Consider the following 15,068-nt stretch of genomic DNA (forward strand, 5'->3'; position numbering starts at 1 on the left):
CTCCAGGATGGCGTGTCACGACGTGGGCACCACGTTCACGAAGCGGACCTGATCCTCGTAGAGCAGCCCCTTGTCCTCTCCGGGAGCGTTCTCCACCTTCTCCAGCACCGCCGCCAGGTTCTTGAGGATGGGATGGTTGCGCATCATCCGCTCCTGCGTCCTGGCGAAGTGCTTCTTCTTCTCCTTCTCGGTCAGCGCCTTGGTCTCCACGAAGGCCTCAATGCCTTTCTTGAGGTTGTCCGCGATGACGGGCAGCCCGTAGAAGCGCATCGGGTTCACCACCGCGAACTGGTAGAAGAGGTTGATCTTCCGGGGCAGGTTGAGCCGCTCTTCGACGAGCGCCAGGCCCTTGATGGTCTCCTCGTACCACTTCGAGTATTTCTTCTTGGACGCGAGGATCATGTACCAGTCGGTACCGAACATGATCCGCGTCAGCATGTGCTTCTGCTTGCAGACCTTGGCCAGACCCTCCCACATCAAGGGCAACTGTCCCTCGCGCTCCATCTTCTTGTTGGCCTGCGCCTCCTTCTTCGAGCGCTCCGGAGACGGCATCAGCGGCTCCAGCAGGGGCAGGTACGACAGGTCCGTGTGGAAGTTGTCGTACTTCTCGCAGAGCTCGATGATGGACGTCACCCAGTTCTTCTCGTAGGGCACGTCGTCCTCGTCGAAGCACTTGCCGTTCTCATCCTTCAGGTAGTGCCACCACAGGCACCGGTCCGAGGCGAAGTGTGCCAGGCACAGCTTGAGCTTGTCGTGGCGCTCCAGCAGCGGCCGCCACGCCTCCGGGTGCAGGTGCTTCTCCTTGAAGTACTTCAGGCGCAGGGGCGGATCCTGGAGCATCTTCTGCGTGTCGCCTCCGGCGCGTGCGAGCCGCGCCGGCATGTCCTCGTGCATGCGGACGACGCGCGCGGCCTTCTCATAGGCCTCGCCTGTCTCATCCATCGCGGCCCGTGCGTCGTTGTATTCGCCGTAGGCCTTCCAGTATTCGGGATCGGTCGGCAGCATGGAGATGGCCGACAGATCAGGCGCGAGCGTCCCGTACTGATTGTACAGATGAGGGTCCAGCGGCAGGCTGTGCTCGGCGCAGTAGTCCTCGAAGGTCTTCTCCTTCTGGGAGAACGTCTCCTTCGCGTCCAGGTAGGTGTCGCGCTTCTTGCGCGCGTCCGAGTAGGCGTCCTTGTCCGCCTGACTGAGCGCACCCGCCGCGGCGGGATCCAGCTCGATGTAGAGCTTGCGGTCGTGCGTGAAGTGACCGCTCGGGGTGCAGTGGGTCATGATGGGCACGCCCTCGCCCGCGCACTTCGCGAAGAACTCCGCCAGGGCCGGCACGTTTGGATCCGTGGGCTGGTAGGCCTGTGACGTGTACATCTTGAAGCCCGCGAACATGCCCGCCTGCGACTTCGTGGCCAGCTCCGCGAAGGGTTTGTTCCAGTCAGGAGAGAGTGAAGCCTCCGGGAAGGCCTTCTCCTTGCCCGTCCACTGCGAGTAGCGGCGCGGCTCGTAGTGATACATGGGGATGAGCCGGAACGGGTGCTCGGCGCACGCCGTCTTCGTGGCCAGGACCTGCGCGTTCCATGGCTCGAAGATGCCCCACTCCGCAGGGTGGGCGGCGCCCAGGTCGGGCCGCTCGTTGACGTCCCCCGTGAGGCGGGTGCTGAAGGTGTAGTAGGAATCTCCGCCGTCGGGAGGCTCCACCTCCGTGTAGACGCTCTGGCCCTTGTAGCCATCCAGATGGCACAGGTCCATGTCCATGGTCAGCACGATGGACATGCCCAGGAAGGACGGCTCGCAGTCGCGCAGGTGCTTCGTCGCGTCGGACTTGCGGAACACGGAGAACACGCTGTCGTTCTGGTCGACGGTGTCCACGCCGATCTGCAACGTCTTGCGCGGAGACCAGCCCAGGAAGGGTTGGAACCACCGGACGATGAGCAGGCTGCCCACGCCGTTGAGGAACTTGCGCGAGCTGGCCGGCGACAGGATGCCGCCCACGCGGGGCTCCAACTGCGTGTAGTACGCCACCGGGAACGGCGTGCAGTTGCCGCTCATGATGTGCATGTGCGCGTCGATGACGACGGGCGGCAGCGGCAGCTTTTCCGTCGCGAGCAGCGCGGCGCTGGAGCCTCCGGGCAGTTCGATGAAGGCATCCGGGATGGTGACGCTGTCCCCGGGCTTGATTTCATTGGGCCCGCGCTTGCCCCTCAGTGATTCGTTGGACTTGTGCTCGTAGATGTTCTTCCAGTCACTGAAGCCAAACAGCGAGGCGAGGCCCTGGGGCGTGTCGCCATCCTGGACGGTGTAGTTCTTCATGGTGTCCTCGGGTGCGCTTCAGCTCTTGGAGATTCCCGCATCCAGGTCGGGGAAGGAGATGCGAACCGGGCCGGGCGGGATGTCCTTCAACTTCGCCTTGCCGCTGCCATCCAGCATGCCCTTCTGCACGGTGCCATCCGGCAGCTCCGCCTCGAAGGCCACGTTGGAGAGCGCCTTGCCGTCCGGCCCCTTGAGCTGGAGGTCCATGGGCGCGGGCTTCTCCTGCGTCAGCTTCTGGATGTCCTTGAGCTTCGCCTTCTTGTCCTTGAGCGAGCCGGAGCCATCCATCTTCACCTTCGCGCCCTTGAACTTCACCTCGGAGCCGTCGACGGTGAGCGTCTTCGCGAAGAGCTTCACCGCGCCGGACTTCTCCATGTCGAGGATGAGGTGGTCGCCCACCATCAGCGAGAAGCGGTCCGCCTTCAGCCCGAACGTCTTCGCGAGCCACGCGGTCGCCTCCTCCACCTTCACCTGGGAGTCGGCCCCGGCCTCTTCGCCCAGGTCCTTGCCCACCGTCACCGTCAGTTGCTTCTTCGCCTCGGTGACGAAGTCCCCGCCCACCTTGCGCGAGCTGTTGCCGCCCACGGACTCCTGCCGCGTGCCCAGGACGTACTCGGTGGAAGCGCCGCCAATCTGGAGCGAGCGCAGTCCTCCCGTGGCCTCGTTGTACGCGAGCGCCACGTTGACCAGTGAAGCCCCACCGATGGTCTGGGCCCGCGCGGCGCCCACATCCATCGTCGCGGCCTGCGTGATGAAGACCGTCGACTTGCCGCCGACCGTCACCACCTGGTTGCCTTCCACCGACTCGTCGTGGCTGCCCTGCGTGGTGCTGGTCCGGTCCTTGTGCACCTGGAGCGTCTGGTTTCCTTCGACGCCGCCGACGTCGTCCTTCTTGACGAAGAGGAACTGGTTGCCCTCCACCGTGCGCGCCCGGTCCTTCTTCACGAGCAGGTCCTCGAACGCCCGGACCTCCTGATCCTTGTCGTTCTCCGTGACGAGGTCCTGGTCCTTCTGCGCGTGGTGGAAGACCTCCTCCTGGCCCTTGGCGTCCTCGAAGCGCAGCTCGTTGAAGCCGTCGCTGCCCTTGCTGGAGGCGCTCTTGTGGGTGCTCTTCGTCTTCTCATCCGGCAGCGCGTAGGGCGTCGCGTTGGCGCCGTTGTAGACGGAGCCCGCGACCAGCGGCCGGTCGGGGTCGCCTTCCAGGAAGCGCACCACCACCTCCTGCCCGATGCGCGGCAGGACGAGCGCCCCCCACGCGGGGCCGCCCAGCGCCTGGCAGGTGCGCACCCAGCAGGACGCCTTCTCATCCCGCTGGCCGTCGCGGTCCCAGTGGAACTGGACCTTGATGCGACCGTGCGCGTCGGTGTGGATCTCCTCGCCGGCCGGGCCCACCACCTGCGCCGTCTGAAGGCCGGAGATGCGGTGCCGGGGCGTGAGCCTGCGCGGACGGAAGGGCACGTTGGCGGGCATCACCTGGAACTGGTTGCGGTACAGGCCTCCCAGCGCCTCGCGGCCACCGTGGGTCTCCGGCTGACCGCCATGGTGCCGCACCGTCACCACGACGTAGCGGCCCTCGTGCGTGCCGTCGTCCTCCACCTGCAACAGGTGCCCGGAGGTGAGGCGGGGGCAGATGCCCTCCCCTTCGAGCGTCAGCGACGCCTGGGTGGCCTCCTGGACGCGCACCTTCGCCGCCGCCTTGCCCGTGCCCGCGGCCACGTAGCCGCCGGGGTAGTCGTACACCTCCAGCGCCTCCATCCCCTCGGAGGACTTCGACTTGCCGGACACGTCCAGCGAGGGCTTCTCGAAGTCGAAGTCCTTCAGGTGCACCGCGCCGGGGCGGAGCCTGCGCACGCGCCGCAGGTCCGTCAGGTATTCGCCCGTCTCCACCCGGCCGTCCTCGTCACGCAGGGGCAGCGCCGCGCCACCGGGCGGTGCCTCATGGACGCTGGGGGCATCCCCGAGCACCAGGACGTGCCCCTCTTCGGAGTGTTCGAAGAAGTAGAAGATGCCCTCCCACTCCATCAGGCGACTGAGGAAGTCGAAATCCGTCTCACGGTACTGGGTGCAGTACTCGCGCGGAGCGTGGCTTTCGTGAAGGCTGACGCGCACCTCCACCTTCGCGGCGGTGAGGACGTCCTTGAGGATGTCCGGCACGGACTGGCCCTGGAAGATGCGGCTGCGCCTCACCTGCGTGAGGCGCCACAGCGCGGGCACGATGCGAGCGCGGTAGCGCCAGCGGCCATCGCGCAGGCCCAGCGACTCCACCGTGCGCACCATGCCGTGCACATGGCGCGGCGTCCCACCGGGCTGGGCCACCGTCAACAGCGCTTCGGCTCCCACCAGGGGCGCGGTGTCCAGGGATTCGGGCGCCAGGGGCGCGAAGTCCACGCTGAAGTCGAAGAGGCGGCTCAGGCCCTCCTCACCCTGCAATCGCTCGACGACCAGTGATTCGGCCTCGAGGGCTCCCACCCGCAGGGTGAAGGCAGGTGATTTGGCGTTGGGCATGGACTTCCCCCGTCAGTGCAAGGCCTGCGACTGAAAGGGCTACCATACCAGGAGTGTGCAAGCCTTGCACCGCGAGGCCGTCAAAAGGCCGGTGCTCCCAAGGGTGGGAGATTGGGGTCGAATGTGGAGGGGTTCGGCGCGCGAGCCGGCCGCTACCCTCCGAGCCGCGCCGCCAGTTCGAGCCGGGCCGCGACGGCCAGCGCATCCGCCCGGTTGTTCTCCACGTCATCCGAGTGGCCCCGCACCCAGTGCCAGGACACCTCATGGCCACGCACGGCCTCCAGCAGTTCGCGCCAGAGGTCCGCGTTGGACACGGCCTTCTTGTCCGACGTGCGCCAGCCGTTGCCCTGCCACTTGTCCAGCCACTTCGCCTCGAAGGCGTTGCACACGTACTTGGAGTCGGTGAACACCTGGACGCGGCACGGCATCTTCAGGGCCTTGAGCGCCACGAGCGCCGCGGTCAGCTCCATCCGGTTGTTGGTGGAGTCCGCCTCCGAGCCCTGGAGCTCCTTGCGGTAGGACTGCCGCTCCGGGGCGATGAGGATGGCCCCCCAGCCGCCCAGGCCGGGGTTCGGCGAACAGGCGCCGTCGCAGTAGATGTGGACGAGGGGGAGCGACATCGAACGCGCACCCTACCCCGCCGCTCAGGGGATGACGATGCGCGAGTGCAGGCTCCGGCCGTCATAGGCCGCGGCGCCGCAGCGCGGATGCGCCCAGTCCCCATTCACCGCCGAGCAGACGCGGAAGGCCTGGATGTTGGAAGCGGGCACGTTGATGCCCGGCGTGTCACAGCGTCCCTGGTAGGTCCAGGCCAGGCTCTTGTTGACGGCCGCCACCCCGATACAGGGGCCAATCCACGCGCCGGTGTCCCGCCGCTGCACGTCGATGGAGTACTGGGCGTTCGTCTGCGTCTCGCTCCACTCCAGGTCCACAAACGGCGTGAAGCCCCCGGGCAGCTCCAGGGAGACGTCGTCGGAGATGCCGTCATACGCCTTCTCCACGAAGGCGCCCCAGGCGCCGTTGATGGCATAGAAGATGCGGAAGGCCGCGATCTCCCCCTTCGTCACCACGCGGTCCCCCGCGCTGCGGCACACGCCGTCGAAGACGGTCTTGTTGGACTGGCCCAGGAGCGCCACGGAGCTGCACGGTCCAATCACCGACCCATCGCGCAGGACGACGTCCAGCGAGTAGCTGTAGCCATTGAGCTTGTTCCAGCGGACGCTCACCTGGTTGAGGGAGGTCATCGCACCGTCGGGCTTGAAGCCGACGCGCTGCTTGTAGGTGCTGCGCGAGGTGAGGTTGCCCGCGGTGTCGAAGGCCCCGACATGGAAGACATTGAAGTACTCCCCCCGGCGCTCGACGATGACGTTGTGGCCGTGGCTCTGCACCAGCCTGCCGGCGGAGTTGCGCTGCGAAAGCGACAGCCGCCGCACCGCGCGCGCCCGCGTGAGGTTTGGGATGGAGTCAGCCATCACGTAATACATGGCGTACTGGCTGTTGTACCAACCGCCGCTGAAGAGCAGGTAGTAGATGCCATTGCGCTTGAAGACCTCCGGGGCTTCGTTGATGCCCTCTTCATGGGCAGGCGTCGCGAACACGGCCGGCCCCGCGTGGTTGTAGACGGTGCCCGGCGCGGCGGTGTTGAACGAGGAGATGTTGTTGCCCCGGTCGAACCACACATAGAAGAACCAGCGCGCGGCGGTGTCGTTGTACGTCGCCGCGTCGATGCGGATGTTCCGGTTGCAGCCCTGCGGCAGACAGCCCGGGGCGGTGGAGGTGCGCGGCAACGTCGTGTTGGCGTTGAGCGGCTGGGGCGCGCCGAAGTTGAAATTCAGGTCGGGCGCCGTGGCGACAAAGGTCGTCACCTCCTGGCCGGCCGGAGGGCACGCCGCGCCGTTGGGCACCCGGTGCGCGGAGAAGTGGAGCTGGTAGGCGCCGTTGGACTTGTTGAGGTCCGGCGCCCACAGGAAGCAGTAGTCGTAAGTCGGATCCGCAGCGGACGGATTGTAGTCGCGCTTGAAGCGGAACGCCGTGAGGTCGTTCGACTCGTAGAGCGGCAGCACCACCCCGTTGCCCGTGCCGGTGAGGAAGAACAGGTCGTCGTTCTCCTTGAGGACCTCCGGATCCGCCAGCCACGGCACCAGCAGCGTCCGTGCGTTGTCCCCCTCCGCCAGCGCCGCCGTCGAAGCGGCCTCTGGCGCGGGGCCAGGCTCAGGGGCAGGGCCCCCTCCACAGCCGGCGAACGGGGTGGAGAGCGCGGACACCAACATGACGATGCGAAGGGGCTTCATGGCTTCCTCCTGGAAATCCTCAAATTCCAGAAAGAGCAGGTAGGGCGCAAGGGCGCAATGGCCAAGGTCGTCCCACCTTTGACGGTCCGGCCCCGATCCGCTATATCAGGCGCGATATTGATTATCAAAATCATTTGATATCAGTAGCCAGCCTGGATTGAACGACCCCGTGAGCACCTCCCCCCGGCGTTTCCCTCCCCTTCTCGCGGCCGCTGGTGGCGTCGCGGTCCTTGGACTCGCGGTCTTCGCCCTGCGGGCCTCGCGCCCTTCCACGCCCGCCCCGGAAGCGGTCGTGCCCGCAGCGACGGCGCCCGCGGCGGGCCGGAGCTTCACCCACGGACAGGGCAGCACCGTGGTCGCGGAGCACCCGAAGCAGGTGGTGGTGTTCGACCTGGCCGCCCTGGACACGCTGGACGCCCTGGGCGTGGAGGTCCAGGGGGTGGCCGGTGAGTACTTCCCCGGGCAGTTGGCGAAGTTCGCGGACGCGAAGAAGTACCCCCGGTTCGGCACCCTGTTCGAGCCCGACTACGAGGCGCTGAACGCCGCGCGGCCCGACCTCATCATCACCGGCGGTCGCTCCAGCGCGCGGTACTCGAAGCTGAAGGACATCGCGCCCACCATCGACCAGCCCACGGACGACGCGCACTACCTGGAGACCGTGAAGGCCAACACGGAGCGGCTGGCGGCGGTGTTCGGCAAGCAGGAGAAGGGCCGCGCCCTGCTGGAGGACCTGGACCGCTCCATCGCGACCTTGAAGCAGACCACCGCGACCCGGGGTCGGGGCCTCATCATCCTGACGACAGGCGGGCGGATGAGCGCCTATGGGCCTGGTTCCCGCTTCGGGGTGCTCCATGAGGGCTTCGGCATCCCGTCGGCGGCCCCGACGCTCAAGGCGTCACTGCATGGCGAGGCCGTGGGGTCGGAGTTCATCCTGGAAACGAACCCGGACTGGCTGTTCGTCATCGACCGGGACGCGGCCATCGGCGAGGGTGGGGGCGCACAGCGGCTGCTCGACAACGAACTGGTGCGCCAGACGACGGCCTGGAAGCAGGGACAGGTCGTCTACCTGGAGCCCGCCAACACCTACCTCATCGGCGGAGGCATCCAGTCGATGCGGCGCCTGATGGAACAGATCGCCGATGTCTACGCTCAGCCCCGACAGCCCACCGCTCCCTGATTCGGGCCCCTTCGCACGACGTGAGCCGGTGGCCCTCGCGCAGGCGGGGTCGAGCGCCGTGCCGCGCCTCGTCGTGGCCGGACTCGGCGTGCTCGGGCTCGCCGTCGTCAGCCTGCTGATTGGCGTGAGCCACGTGTCGTGGGACGCACTCTTCGCGGCCGGCGGGGATGACCGCGCCACGCAGGTGCTGGTCATCAGCCGCGTGCCGCGCACCCTGGCGCTGATGCTGTCGGGCATGTCGCTGGGCGTGGCGGGCCTCATCCTGCAGATGCTCGCGCGCAACCGCTTCGTGGAGCCCTTCACGGCGGGCACCGCGGAGTCCGCGAGCCTGGGCATCCTCGCCGTCACGGTGCTGGCCCCCGGCCTGCCCATCCTGGCCAAGACGCTGGTGGCCGCGGGCTTCGCGCTGGCGGGCACGGCGCTGTTCCTGCTCATCCTCCGCAAGCTCCCGCTGCGCTCGGCGCTCGTCGTGCCGCTGGTCGGACTGGTGCTGGGGGCCATCTTCGACGCGGTGACGACGTTCTTCGCCTACCGCTTCTCCCTGCTGCAATCGCTGGCGGCCTGGACCACGGGCGACTTCTCCAGCGTGATGCGCGGACGCTATGAATTGCTGTGGAGCGCCTTCGCGCTGACAGCCGTCGCCTACGTCGTCGCGGACCGCTTCACCGTCGCGGGCATGGGCGAGGCGTTCACCACGAACCTGGGGCTGAACCACCGGCGCATCGTCGCGCTGGGGCTGGCCATCGTCGCGATGGTGACCGCCGTGGTGGTGGCCACCGTGGGAATGATTCCGTTCATCGGGCTCATCGTGCCGAACCTGGTCAGCCTGATGATGGGCGACAACGCGCGGCGCTCCATCCCGTGGGTGGCGGTGATGGGCGCGGGCTTCGTGCTGCTCTGTGACATCGTCGGGCGGGTGGTGCGCTACCCGTATGAGATTCCCGTCGGCACCGTGGCGGGCGTGGTGGGCAGCCTGCTGTTCCTCTACCTGCTGCTGCGGAGGGATGCCCGTGTGGGCTAGCGCGCTCAGGCCCGTGGGCCACGAGCGGCGGCTGCTCCTGCTGGGAGGCCTGGCCCTGCTGTGCGTCGCGGTGTTCATGACCCTTGGCGCCAACGGCCAGTGGGACTTCGTGCTGCCCTTCCGGGGGCGCAAGGTCGCGACGGTGATGCTGGTGGGCTACGCCATCGCGGTCTCCACGGTGCTGTTCCAGACCGTGACGGAGAACCGCGTGCTGACGCCGGCCATCATGGGCTTCGACACGCTCTACGTGCTGCTCCAGACGTGCCTGCTCTTCTTCCTGGGCTCCACCACGGTGGCCTCGCTGGACGTGCGGCTGCTGTTCGCGGTGGAGGTCGCCGTCATGGTGCTCTTCTCCGGCGTGCTTCACCGGTGGCTGTTCTGGAGCGGGCGCCGGAGCATCCACCTGCTGTTGCTCACGGGCGTGGTGCTGGGCGTGCTGTTCCGCAGCCTGTCCACCTTCCTCCAGCGCGTCATCGCCCCCAGCGAGTTCGCCTTCCTCCAGGACCGCTTCTTCGCGAGCTTCAACAACCCGGATCCGGACCTGCTCGCGGTGTCGGCGGTGGTGACCCTGGGCGCCTCCGGCCTGGGTCTGGGCCTGCTGCGCGCCTGTGATGTCCTGGGGCTGGGCCGGGACCTGGCCATCAACCTGGGGTTGGATCACCGCCGGACGGTGTCGCTCCTGCTGGTGGTGGTGGCGGTGCTGGTGTCGGTGTCCACGGCGCTCGTCGGGCCGGTGACCTTCTTCGGCCTGCTGGTGGCCAACCTGGCGTACGGGCTGGTGGGCTCGCACCGGCATGTCCACATCCTGCCGGCGGCCGTGTTCCTCGCGGTGATTGGCCTCTTGGGCGGGCAGTTGGTGCTGGAGCAGGTGTTCTCCTTTGGCGCCAACCTGCGTGTCATCATCGAGTTCCTGGGCGGGCTGATGTTCATCGCCCTGCTCATGAGAGGCGCCCTGCGATGATCGAGGCCCGGAACGTCTCCCGCCGCTACGGAGACACCCTGGTGGTGGACGACGTCTCCCTGCGGATTCCCGAGCGCGGCGTCACGTCCATCATCGGGCCCAACGGCGCCGGCAAGTCCACCCTGCTGTCGATGATCAGCCGGCTGTTGCCGCTGTCCTCGGGCGTGGTCCTGGTGGACGACCTGGACGTGACGAAGACGCCCGGGGACGCGCTGGCCCGGAGGCTGGCCATCCTCCGCCAGGACAACCACCTCACCGCGCGGCTGACCGTGCGCGACCTGGTGACGTTCGGCCGCTATCCGCATTCGAGGGGCCGCCCGACGGTGGAGGACCGCGCCTTCGTGGAAGGGGCCATCCACCACCTGGGCCTGGAGCCCATCGCCCACCGTTTCCTGGACGAGCTGTCCGGCGGCCAGCGCCAGCGCGCCTTCGTGGCGATGGTGCTGTGCCAGGACACGCACTACGTGCTGCTGGATGAGCCGCTCAACAGCCTGGACATGAAGCACGCGGTATCCATGATGCAGGAGTTGCGACGCGCGGCGGATGCGCTGGGCAAGAGCGTCATCCTGGTGCTGCACGACCTCAACTTCGCCTCCTGCTACTCCGACCACATCATCGCGATGCGCGAGGGCAAGGTCGCCTTCCAGGGCAACGCGGAAGAGCTGATGCGCACCGAGGTCCTGCGCGGCATCTACGACCTGGACATCGCCATCCACCAGCTCGACGGAAGGTGGATCGCCGTCCACTACCGGTAGCGCCCGCGGGCGGACTCAGCTTCGCGCGAGCACGACCGGCGTGGGCTCCCCCAGCCGCGACAGCTCCAGGGCCTTTCCGGTGAGCCGCACGCGCAGGCGCTCGCTGCCCTCCACCGCGAACAGCCCGTCTTGCGTCAGGGGCGTCAGGCGGGCGTCCTGACGCCGGTCGCGCACGAGCCAGAGCGCGCCGTCGCGGAACGTGGCCTGCATCTCCCCGAAGCGACCGGCCAGGGACTTCAACCGGGCCGGTGCGATGGACACCGGGTGGAGCCGGGCTTCGATGCCCACCTGGGCCCAGGTGTATTCGGCGCGCTGCGCGGGCGTGGGAGCGGACGTTGCCATCAAGCCCTTCAGGGCCCGCGAGTGCGCGACCTCCAGGGCCTGGGCGGTAGGGACCTCCACGTCGGGGGCAATGCCAACACCGTCCCAGTTGGTCTGGCTCACGGAGTGGACGGGGCGGCCCTCCGGCACGCTGAGCATGAAGGCCGGAGGGATGGGCGTGAACCAGTTGTTGTTGGCGGCGCCCGAGGTCCGGGCGCCAATCAGCTCGCCCAGCTTGAACTGTTGCACGTCGTAGACGAAGTCCTCGCCCGCCGAACCCACGCTCCCGTCAATCAAGACATACAGCGGCTTGCCCTTCAGCCGTCCCGCCGGAACATGCTCCAGCGTGCGGGACTGCACCGGCGGCTCCGAGCCCCGGTGGAAGGTCATGAGCAGCGTGCCCTCCTCCAGGAAGTGGCTGACCAGGTATTGCACCGCCGCGTGTGCACCACCGCCGTTGCCACGCACGTCGAGGATGAGCGCGTCCCCGTCCTTCAGGAACCGCATGGCGTCGTCATAGGCCGCGCCGGTTTCGTCCCGGGTCCAGCGGAAGCCGGCAATCTTCAGGTAGCGGATGTTGCCCGCCAGCACCCGCGTCTCGGTGAGGCCGTGGTGTTCACGCAGGGCCTGATTGCGCCGGTACGCGTCGGCGTCCACGCCCTCCCCCTTCGGGGCCTTCGCGGCGGCGTACCGTGCGGGGGCGTGCTGAAGGTACAGGTGCAGGTCGCCGCTGGAGCCTTTCAGGTCGTCGGTGACGCGTTCGGCCAGCAGCAACGGTGAGTCCACGTCGTAGCGGCCCGCCTTCCGGGACTGGCTCAACCGTTCGAGCACCGCCGCGCGCTTCTCCGGGAAGACGTAGGACTTCTGGACCGCCTCCGTGATGGCGGCCAGGGCGGTGTCGCGCTCAGCGGGCGTGAGCCGGGCCGGTGCCTCGGCGTGTGTCGTGGGACCGGAGGGCTGTGCCTGGGCGGGCAGCGCTCCCGTGAGGAGCAGCGACACCACCGCGACGGTCATATGTCTATTCAGCGTCATCGGGTTCTCCGTCCAGTCCATCCAGATGCAGGGTTTCGCCTACCCGGGCCCGCAGAGCGCGCCGGTCGAGCGCCGCATCCAGCCCGTCCAGTTCCGCCAGCAAGCCCGGCGCGCCTTCCGCGAGGAGCTGGGTGGCCGCCGCCGCGATGGCCGCCCACAACGGCTCCAACCGCTGGGCTGTCTGCCTTCCGCGCGCGGTGAGCTTCAATCGCTGGCGTCGGCCGTCCTGTGGGTCGGGCTCACCGGCGATCAGCTTTTCGCGCTCCAGCGCGGTGCGCACCTGGCTGACGGCCGCGTGCGTGACACCCAGCCGCTGCGCCAGCTCCCCCACCGTCAGGGGCCCGTGCTCCCGCAGCGCGGTGAAGACCGCGTACCAGCGCGGCTCGAAGCGCTCGCCCGCGGCGCGGTAGATGGCGTGGACGTCCCGGTCCAGCCGCTCCACCAGTCGGCGCAGCCGCGAACCGAAGGCCCCCGTCCCCTGTCTGGCCACGTAATCCACAACTCCGTTATCGCTTACGGATATGTCTGGGTCAAGCTGGGTGGCTTCATGGCCTGCTCCGGCGCGGTGGGCTGCCGCGTCGAAGCAGGCCCGGAGGGACTCAGGGCGCGCAGTACCGGAGCGACTTGAGGGTGTACGTGGGCGGGTTGGCGGTGGCGGTCATCAGGAAGGCGCCCATCCACTGGCCTGAGAGTTCGTGCATCAGCACCCACTCCTGCTGTCGATGCAAGGGCATCAACCCCGCTCCGGGGGTCCAGTCCGTCACGGCGCCCGTCGGGCTCCGTCCCCAGAGCCGCCCTTGACCGAACAGGAAGGAATCCCCCGGGAGGCTGTAGTCATACTGCGCGGAGAGCCAGGTCGTCTGGAGTCCGCGCGACGTCATCGTGGCGCTGAACCATGGGCTCTCCATCGCCGCCGTCGTCATCCGCTCGACCAGGGTCTCCGGAGCACCGCCGTCGAAGAGGGAGCGCACGCGTAGCAACTTCCGGCTCCCTCCCGAGACATCCCGCAGGAGCAGGATGGGCTCACCCGGGGTGCCGTCGGCCGAGGGGTTCTCTCGAAGGAGCACGGGCATGGGCGAATACCCCACGGACAAAACGCGCTCCTCCCCCGCGGGCGACAGGTCGCGGTCGTAGCGCCGCAGGTGGATGAGCGTGGTCTGTTCGAAGCCGCGGTCCTCCACCACCATCACCAGGAAGTTCCCATCGTCCAGGGCCAGCACCGAGGGGGCGAACAGGGCACCGTCTTGCGATTGCCTCTGGACCAGGACCCGGGGCACGACTCGCACCTCCCCGGAAGGGTCCGCGACCGAGCCCAGGAGTTCATGGGACAGACCGCTGACAGGATGGCCAGAGGTCCAGACCGTCAACACCCGGGAACCGTCCACGGACACACCCACGAAAGCCGGCACGGCCTGCGCGGGCTGTTCGAATAGGACGGCGTCCTCCCTCCCGCTTTCTTGCCGGACGACGGGGACTCCCTGTTCATCGAGCTGCGTGAGATGCCCCCGCGAGGAGTCTGCCGTCGCGCCCGCCGTGACATGGAAGAGCGCGGGCCCTCTGGACGTGCGCACCAGTTGGGTCACCGTCGCCGGGATGCCCGTCTCCACCTCCACGTTCGTGGTCGCGACCCCAGCCAGGGCTGTATCCAGTCGGACGACCTGGATCCGTCCACTCCCCACGGATGCAGCCACCAGGAAGCCCCCCTCCACGGGCAGACTGTCCACCATCGACGCGTAGGGGTTCCATTGCAGCGACGCCACATCCGTCCACGTCGAGGGGTCCGCCACCCCGTCGCAGTCGTTGTCCAGTCCGTCACAGCGCGTCTCCGCGCCCTCGAAGGAGCTGCCATAGGAGCGCGCCGTGCAGACCACTTCGGGCACGCCGTCCACCAGCGCCCGCTTCGCTCCAACGCAGACGCCCTGCGTGCGCTCACACGGCAAGGGCTCCGGCACGCCCGCATCCGCTTGCGTCCCGGCATCGGGCAACGGAGCGATGGGACCCCGGGAGGAATCACAGCCTCCCAGCAGCAGGCCTCCCACGACACACATCACCGCCCACGTCCGGCCCGACGACTTCATCCACTCTGGCATGGTCCCCTCAAGACGCACCCTACCGGTGCGCCACCTCATGCAAGGCCATCCAACTCCTGGCACCGGCAGCCACCCACGCCGTGTGCCATGCCTGAGGCTCATCCGCGCAGACGCCTTCGCATCGCGTCGCAGGCGTCTTTCGCTTCCTTCAGGCCCACGCCGTAGCGATCCTTGTAGAGCTTGATGGCTTCGATGAGGTTGTCCTCGCGCAGGGCCTGCTCGATGTCCGCATCCGCATCCACGGGCCCCGAGGGCTCGCGTCCAAAGGGATGCCGCTCCGCGATGAGCGCCTCCACGGAGTCCTTGGCCTCCTTCAGGCCAACGCCGTGCTGCTCGCGGTACAGCTTGATGGCGTTGATGGTCTGCCCCGCGTCGATCAACGCCTCGATGCGTGACTGGAACACCTCCGGGGCCAGCCGGGCCGGCGCGGGCACGGGCGGCGGATCCAGTTCCTGCTCATCTCGGGAGGAGGACTCACGAAGGCGACGTTGCGCGAGGGCCAGGATGCCCCCGGCGATGAGCGCGAGGACAATCCATCCGATGAGGTTCAAGGACATGCCCCGAGCATAGGTGAAAACCGATATGTTCTCAGTCCTTCTTCAGAAAGG

Annotated in this window: 12 protein-coding genes; 4 read left to right on the forward strand and 8 right to left on the reverse strand. The window is 67.8% G+C overall.

Annotated elements, in window-relative coordinates:
* Positions 1 to 15: 15 nt before the first annotated feature.
* From D7V88_RS04820 to D7V88_RS04835, 4 genes are all read right to left on the reverse strand, one after another.
* The gene (locus tag D7V88_RS04820) at positions 16 to 2,307 is read right to left on the reverse strand and encodes an amidohydrolase family protein (RefSeq protein ID WP_120539408.1); all 2,292 of its coding nucleotides are present in this window, start codon (positions 2,305 to 2,307) and stop codon (positions 16 to 18) included.
* Between the two features lie 18 nt (positions 2,308 to 2,325).
* Positions 2,326 to 4,812: a type VI secretion system Vgr family protein gene (locus D7V88_RS04825; protein WP_120539409.1), complete on the reverse strand. Its 2,487-nt coding sequence runs from the start codon at positions 4,810 to 4,812 to the stop codon at positions 2,326 to 2,328.
* 152 nt (positions 4,813 to 4,964) lie between these two features.
* The gene (gene rnhA / locus D7V88_RS04830) at positions 4,965 to 5,432 is read right to left on the reverse strand and encodes a ribonuclease HI (protein ID WP_120539410.1); all 468 of its coding nucleotides are present in this window, start codon (positions 5,430 to 5,432) and stop codon (positions 4,965 to 4,967) included.
* A 24-nt stretch (positions 5,433 to 5,456) separates the two neighbouring features.
* A complete protein-coding gene (locus tag D7V88_RS04835) occupies positions 5,457 to 7,103 on the reverse strand; it encodes a glycoside hydrolase family 43 protein (protein ID WP_120539411.1) in 1,647 nt (548 codons plus the stop codon).
* Between the two features lie 292 nt (positions 7,104 to 7,395).
* Between D7V88_RS04835 and D7V88_RS04840 the strand changes: the two genes are divergently transcribed.
* The 4 genes from D7V88_RS04840 to D7V88_RS04855 are packed head-to-tail and all read left to right on the forward strand — an operon-like array spanning position 7,396 to position 11,017.
* Complete coding sequence (locus D7V88_RS04840; protein WP_244237986.1) at positions 7,396 to 8,280, forward strand: siderophore ABC transporter substrate-binding protein; 885 nt, start codon at positions 7,396 to 7,398, stop codon at positions 8,278 to 8,280.
* Positions 8,243 to 9,301, forward strand: a complete 1,059-nt coding sequence (locus D7V88_RS04845; RefSeq protein WP_120539413.1) for an ABC transporter permease — start codon at positions 8,243 to 8,245, stop codon at positions 9,299 to 9,301. Before D7V88_RS04840 ends, D7V88_RS04845 begins: the two co-directional genes overlap by 38 nt.
* Positions 9,285 to 10,262, forward strand: coding sequence for an iron chelate uptake ABC transporter family permease subunit (locus tag D7V88_RS04850; protein WP_120539414.1), 978 nt, complete (start codon positions 9,285 to 9,287; stop codon positions 10,260 to 10,262). The genes D7V88_RS04845 and D7V88_RS04850 overlap by 17 nt, the downstream gene beginning before the upstream one ends.
* Positions 10,259 to 11,017, forward strand: coding sequence for an iron ABC transporter ATP-binding protein (locus D7V88_RS04855; protein WP_120539415.1), 759 nt, complete (start codon positions 10,259 to 10,261; stop codon positions 11,015 to 11,017). The genes D7V88_RS04850 and D7V88_RS04855 overlap by 4 nt, the downstream gene beginning before the upstream one ends.
* A 15-nt stretch (positions 11,018 to 11,032) precedes the next feature.
* Here the strand turns inward: D7V88_RS04855 and D7V88_RS04860 are convergent, their stop codons facing one another.
* The 4 genes from D7V88_RS04860 to D7V88_RS04875 all read right to left on the reverse strand — a co-directional run bounded on the left by D7V88_RS04860 (position 11,033) and on the right by D7V88_RS04875 (position 15,017).
* Positions 11,033 to 12,391 carry a S41 family peptidase gene (locus D7V88_RS04860; protein ID WP_120539416.1) on the reverse strand — a complete coding sequence of 453 codons (1,359 nt, stop codon included), beginning with the start codon at positions 12,389 to 12,391 and terminating at the stop codon, positions 11,033 to 11,035.
* Positions 12,357 to 12,860, reverse strand: coding sequence for a MarR family winged helix-turn-helix transcriptional regulator (locus D7V88_RS04865; protein WP_208726115.1), 504 nt, complete (start codon positions 12,858 to 12,860; stop codon positions 12,357 to 12,359). Before D7V88_RS04865 ends, D7V88_RS04860 begins: the two co-directional genes overlap by 35 nt.
* A gap of 109 nt (positions 12,861 to 12,969) precedes the next feature.
* Positions 12,970 to 14,460 (reverse strand): putative metal-binding motif-containing protein, encoded by a 1,491-nt coding sequence (locus tag D7V88_RS04870; RefSeq protein WP_147448613.1) that lies wholly within the window; start codon positions 14,458 to 14,460, stop codon positions 12,970 to 12,972.
* Between the two features lie 98 nt (positions 14,461 to 14,558).
* Positions 14,559 to 15,017 carry a ribosomal L7/L12 family protein gene (locus tag D7V88_RS04875; protein WP_120539419.1) on the reverse strand — a complete coding sequence of 153 codons (459 nt, stop codon included), beginning with the start codon at positions 15,015 to 15,017 and terminating at the stop codon, positions 14,559 to 14,561.
* Positions 15,018 to 15,068 lie beyond the last annotated feature (51 nt).

The sequence above is a fragment of the Corallococcus terminator genome (assembly GCF_003611635.1).
Classification (GTDB): Bacteria; Myxococcota; Myxococcia; order Myxococcales; family Myxococcaceae; genus Corallococcus; species Corallococcus terminator.

Excerpts from the sequence above, each read along its gene's own strand:
- D7V88_RS04860 (WP_120539416.1), bottom strand. The coding sequence starts at position 12,391 with ATGGACTGGACGGAGAACCCGATGACGCTGAATAGACATATGACCGTC.
- D7V88_RS04835 (WP_120539411.1), bottom strand. The coding sequence starts at position 7,103 with ATGAAGCCCCTTCGCATCGTCATGTTGGTGTCCGCGCTCTCCACCCCG.
- D7V88_RS04825 (WP_120539409.1), bottom strand. The coding sequence starts at position 4,812 with ATGCCCAACGCCAAATCACCTGCCTTCACCCTGCGGGTGGGAGCCCTC.
- rnhA (WP_120539410.1), bottom strand. The coding sequence starts at position 5,432 with ATGTCGCTCCCCCTCGTCCACATCTACTGCGACGGCGCCTGTTCGCCG.
- D7V88_RS04870 (WP_147448613.1), bottom strand. The coding sequence starts at position 14,460 with ATGCCAGAGTGGATGAAGTCGTCGGGCCGGACGTGGGCGGTGATGTGT.
- D7V88_RS04820 (WP_120539408.1), bottom strand. The coding sequence starts at position 2,307 with ATGAAGAACTACACCGTCCAGGATGGCGACACGCCCCAGGGCCTCGCC.
- D7V88_RS04875 (WP_120539419.1), bottom strand. The coding sequence starts at position 15,017 with ATGTCCTTGAACCTCATCGGATGGATTGTCCTCGCGCTCATCGCCGGG.
- D7V88_RS04855 (WP_120539415.1), top strand. The coding sequence starts at position 10,259 with ATGATCGAGGCCCGGAACGTCTCCCGCCGCTACGGAGACACCCTGGTG.
- D7V88_RS04850 (WP_120539414.1), top strand. The coding sequence starts at position 9,285 with ATGCCCGTGTGGGCTAGCGCGCTCAGGCCCGTGGGCCACGAGCGGCGG.
- D7V88_RS04845 (WP_120539413.1), top strand. The coding sequence starts at position 8,243 with ATGTCTACGCTCAGCCCCGACAGCCCACCGCTCCCTGATTCGGGCCCC.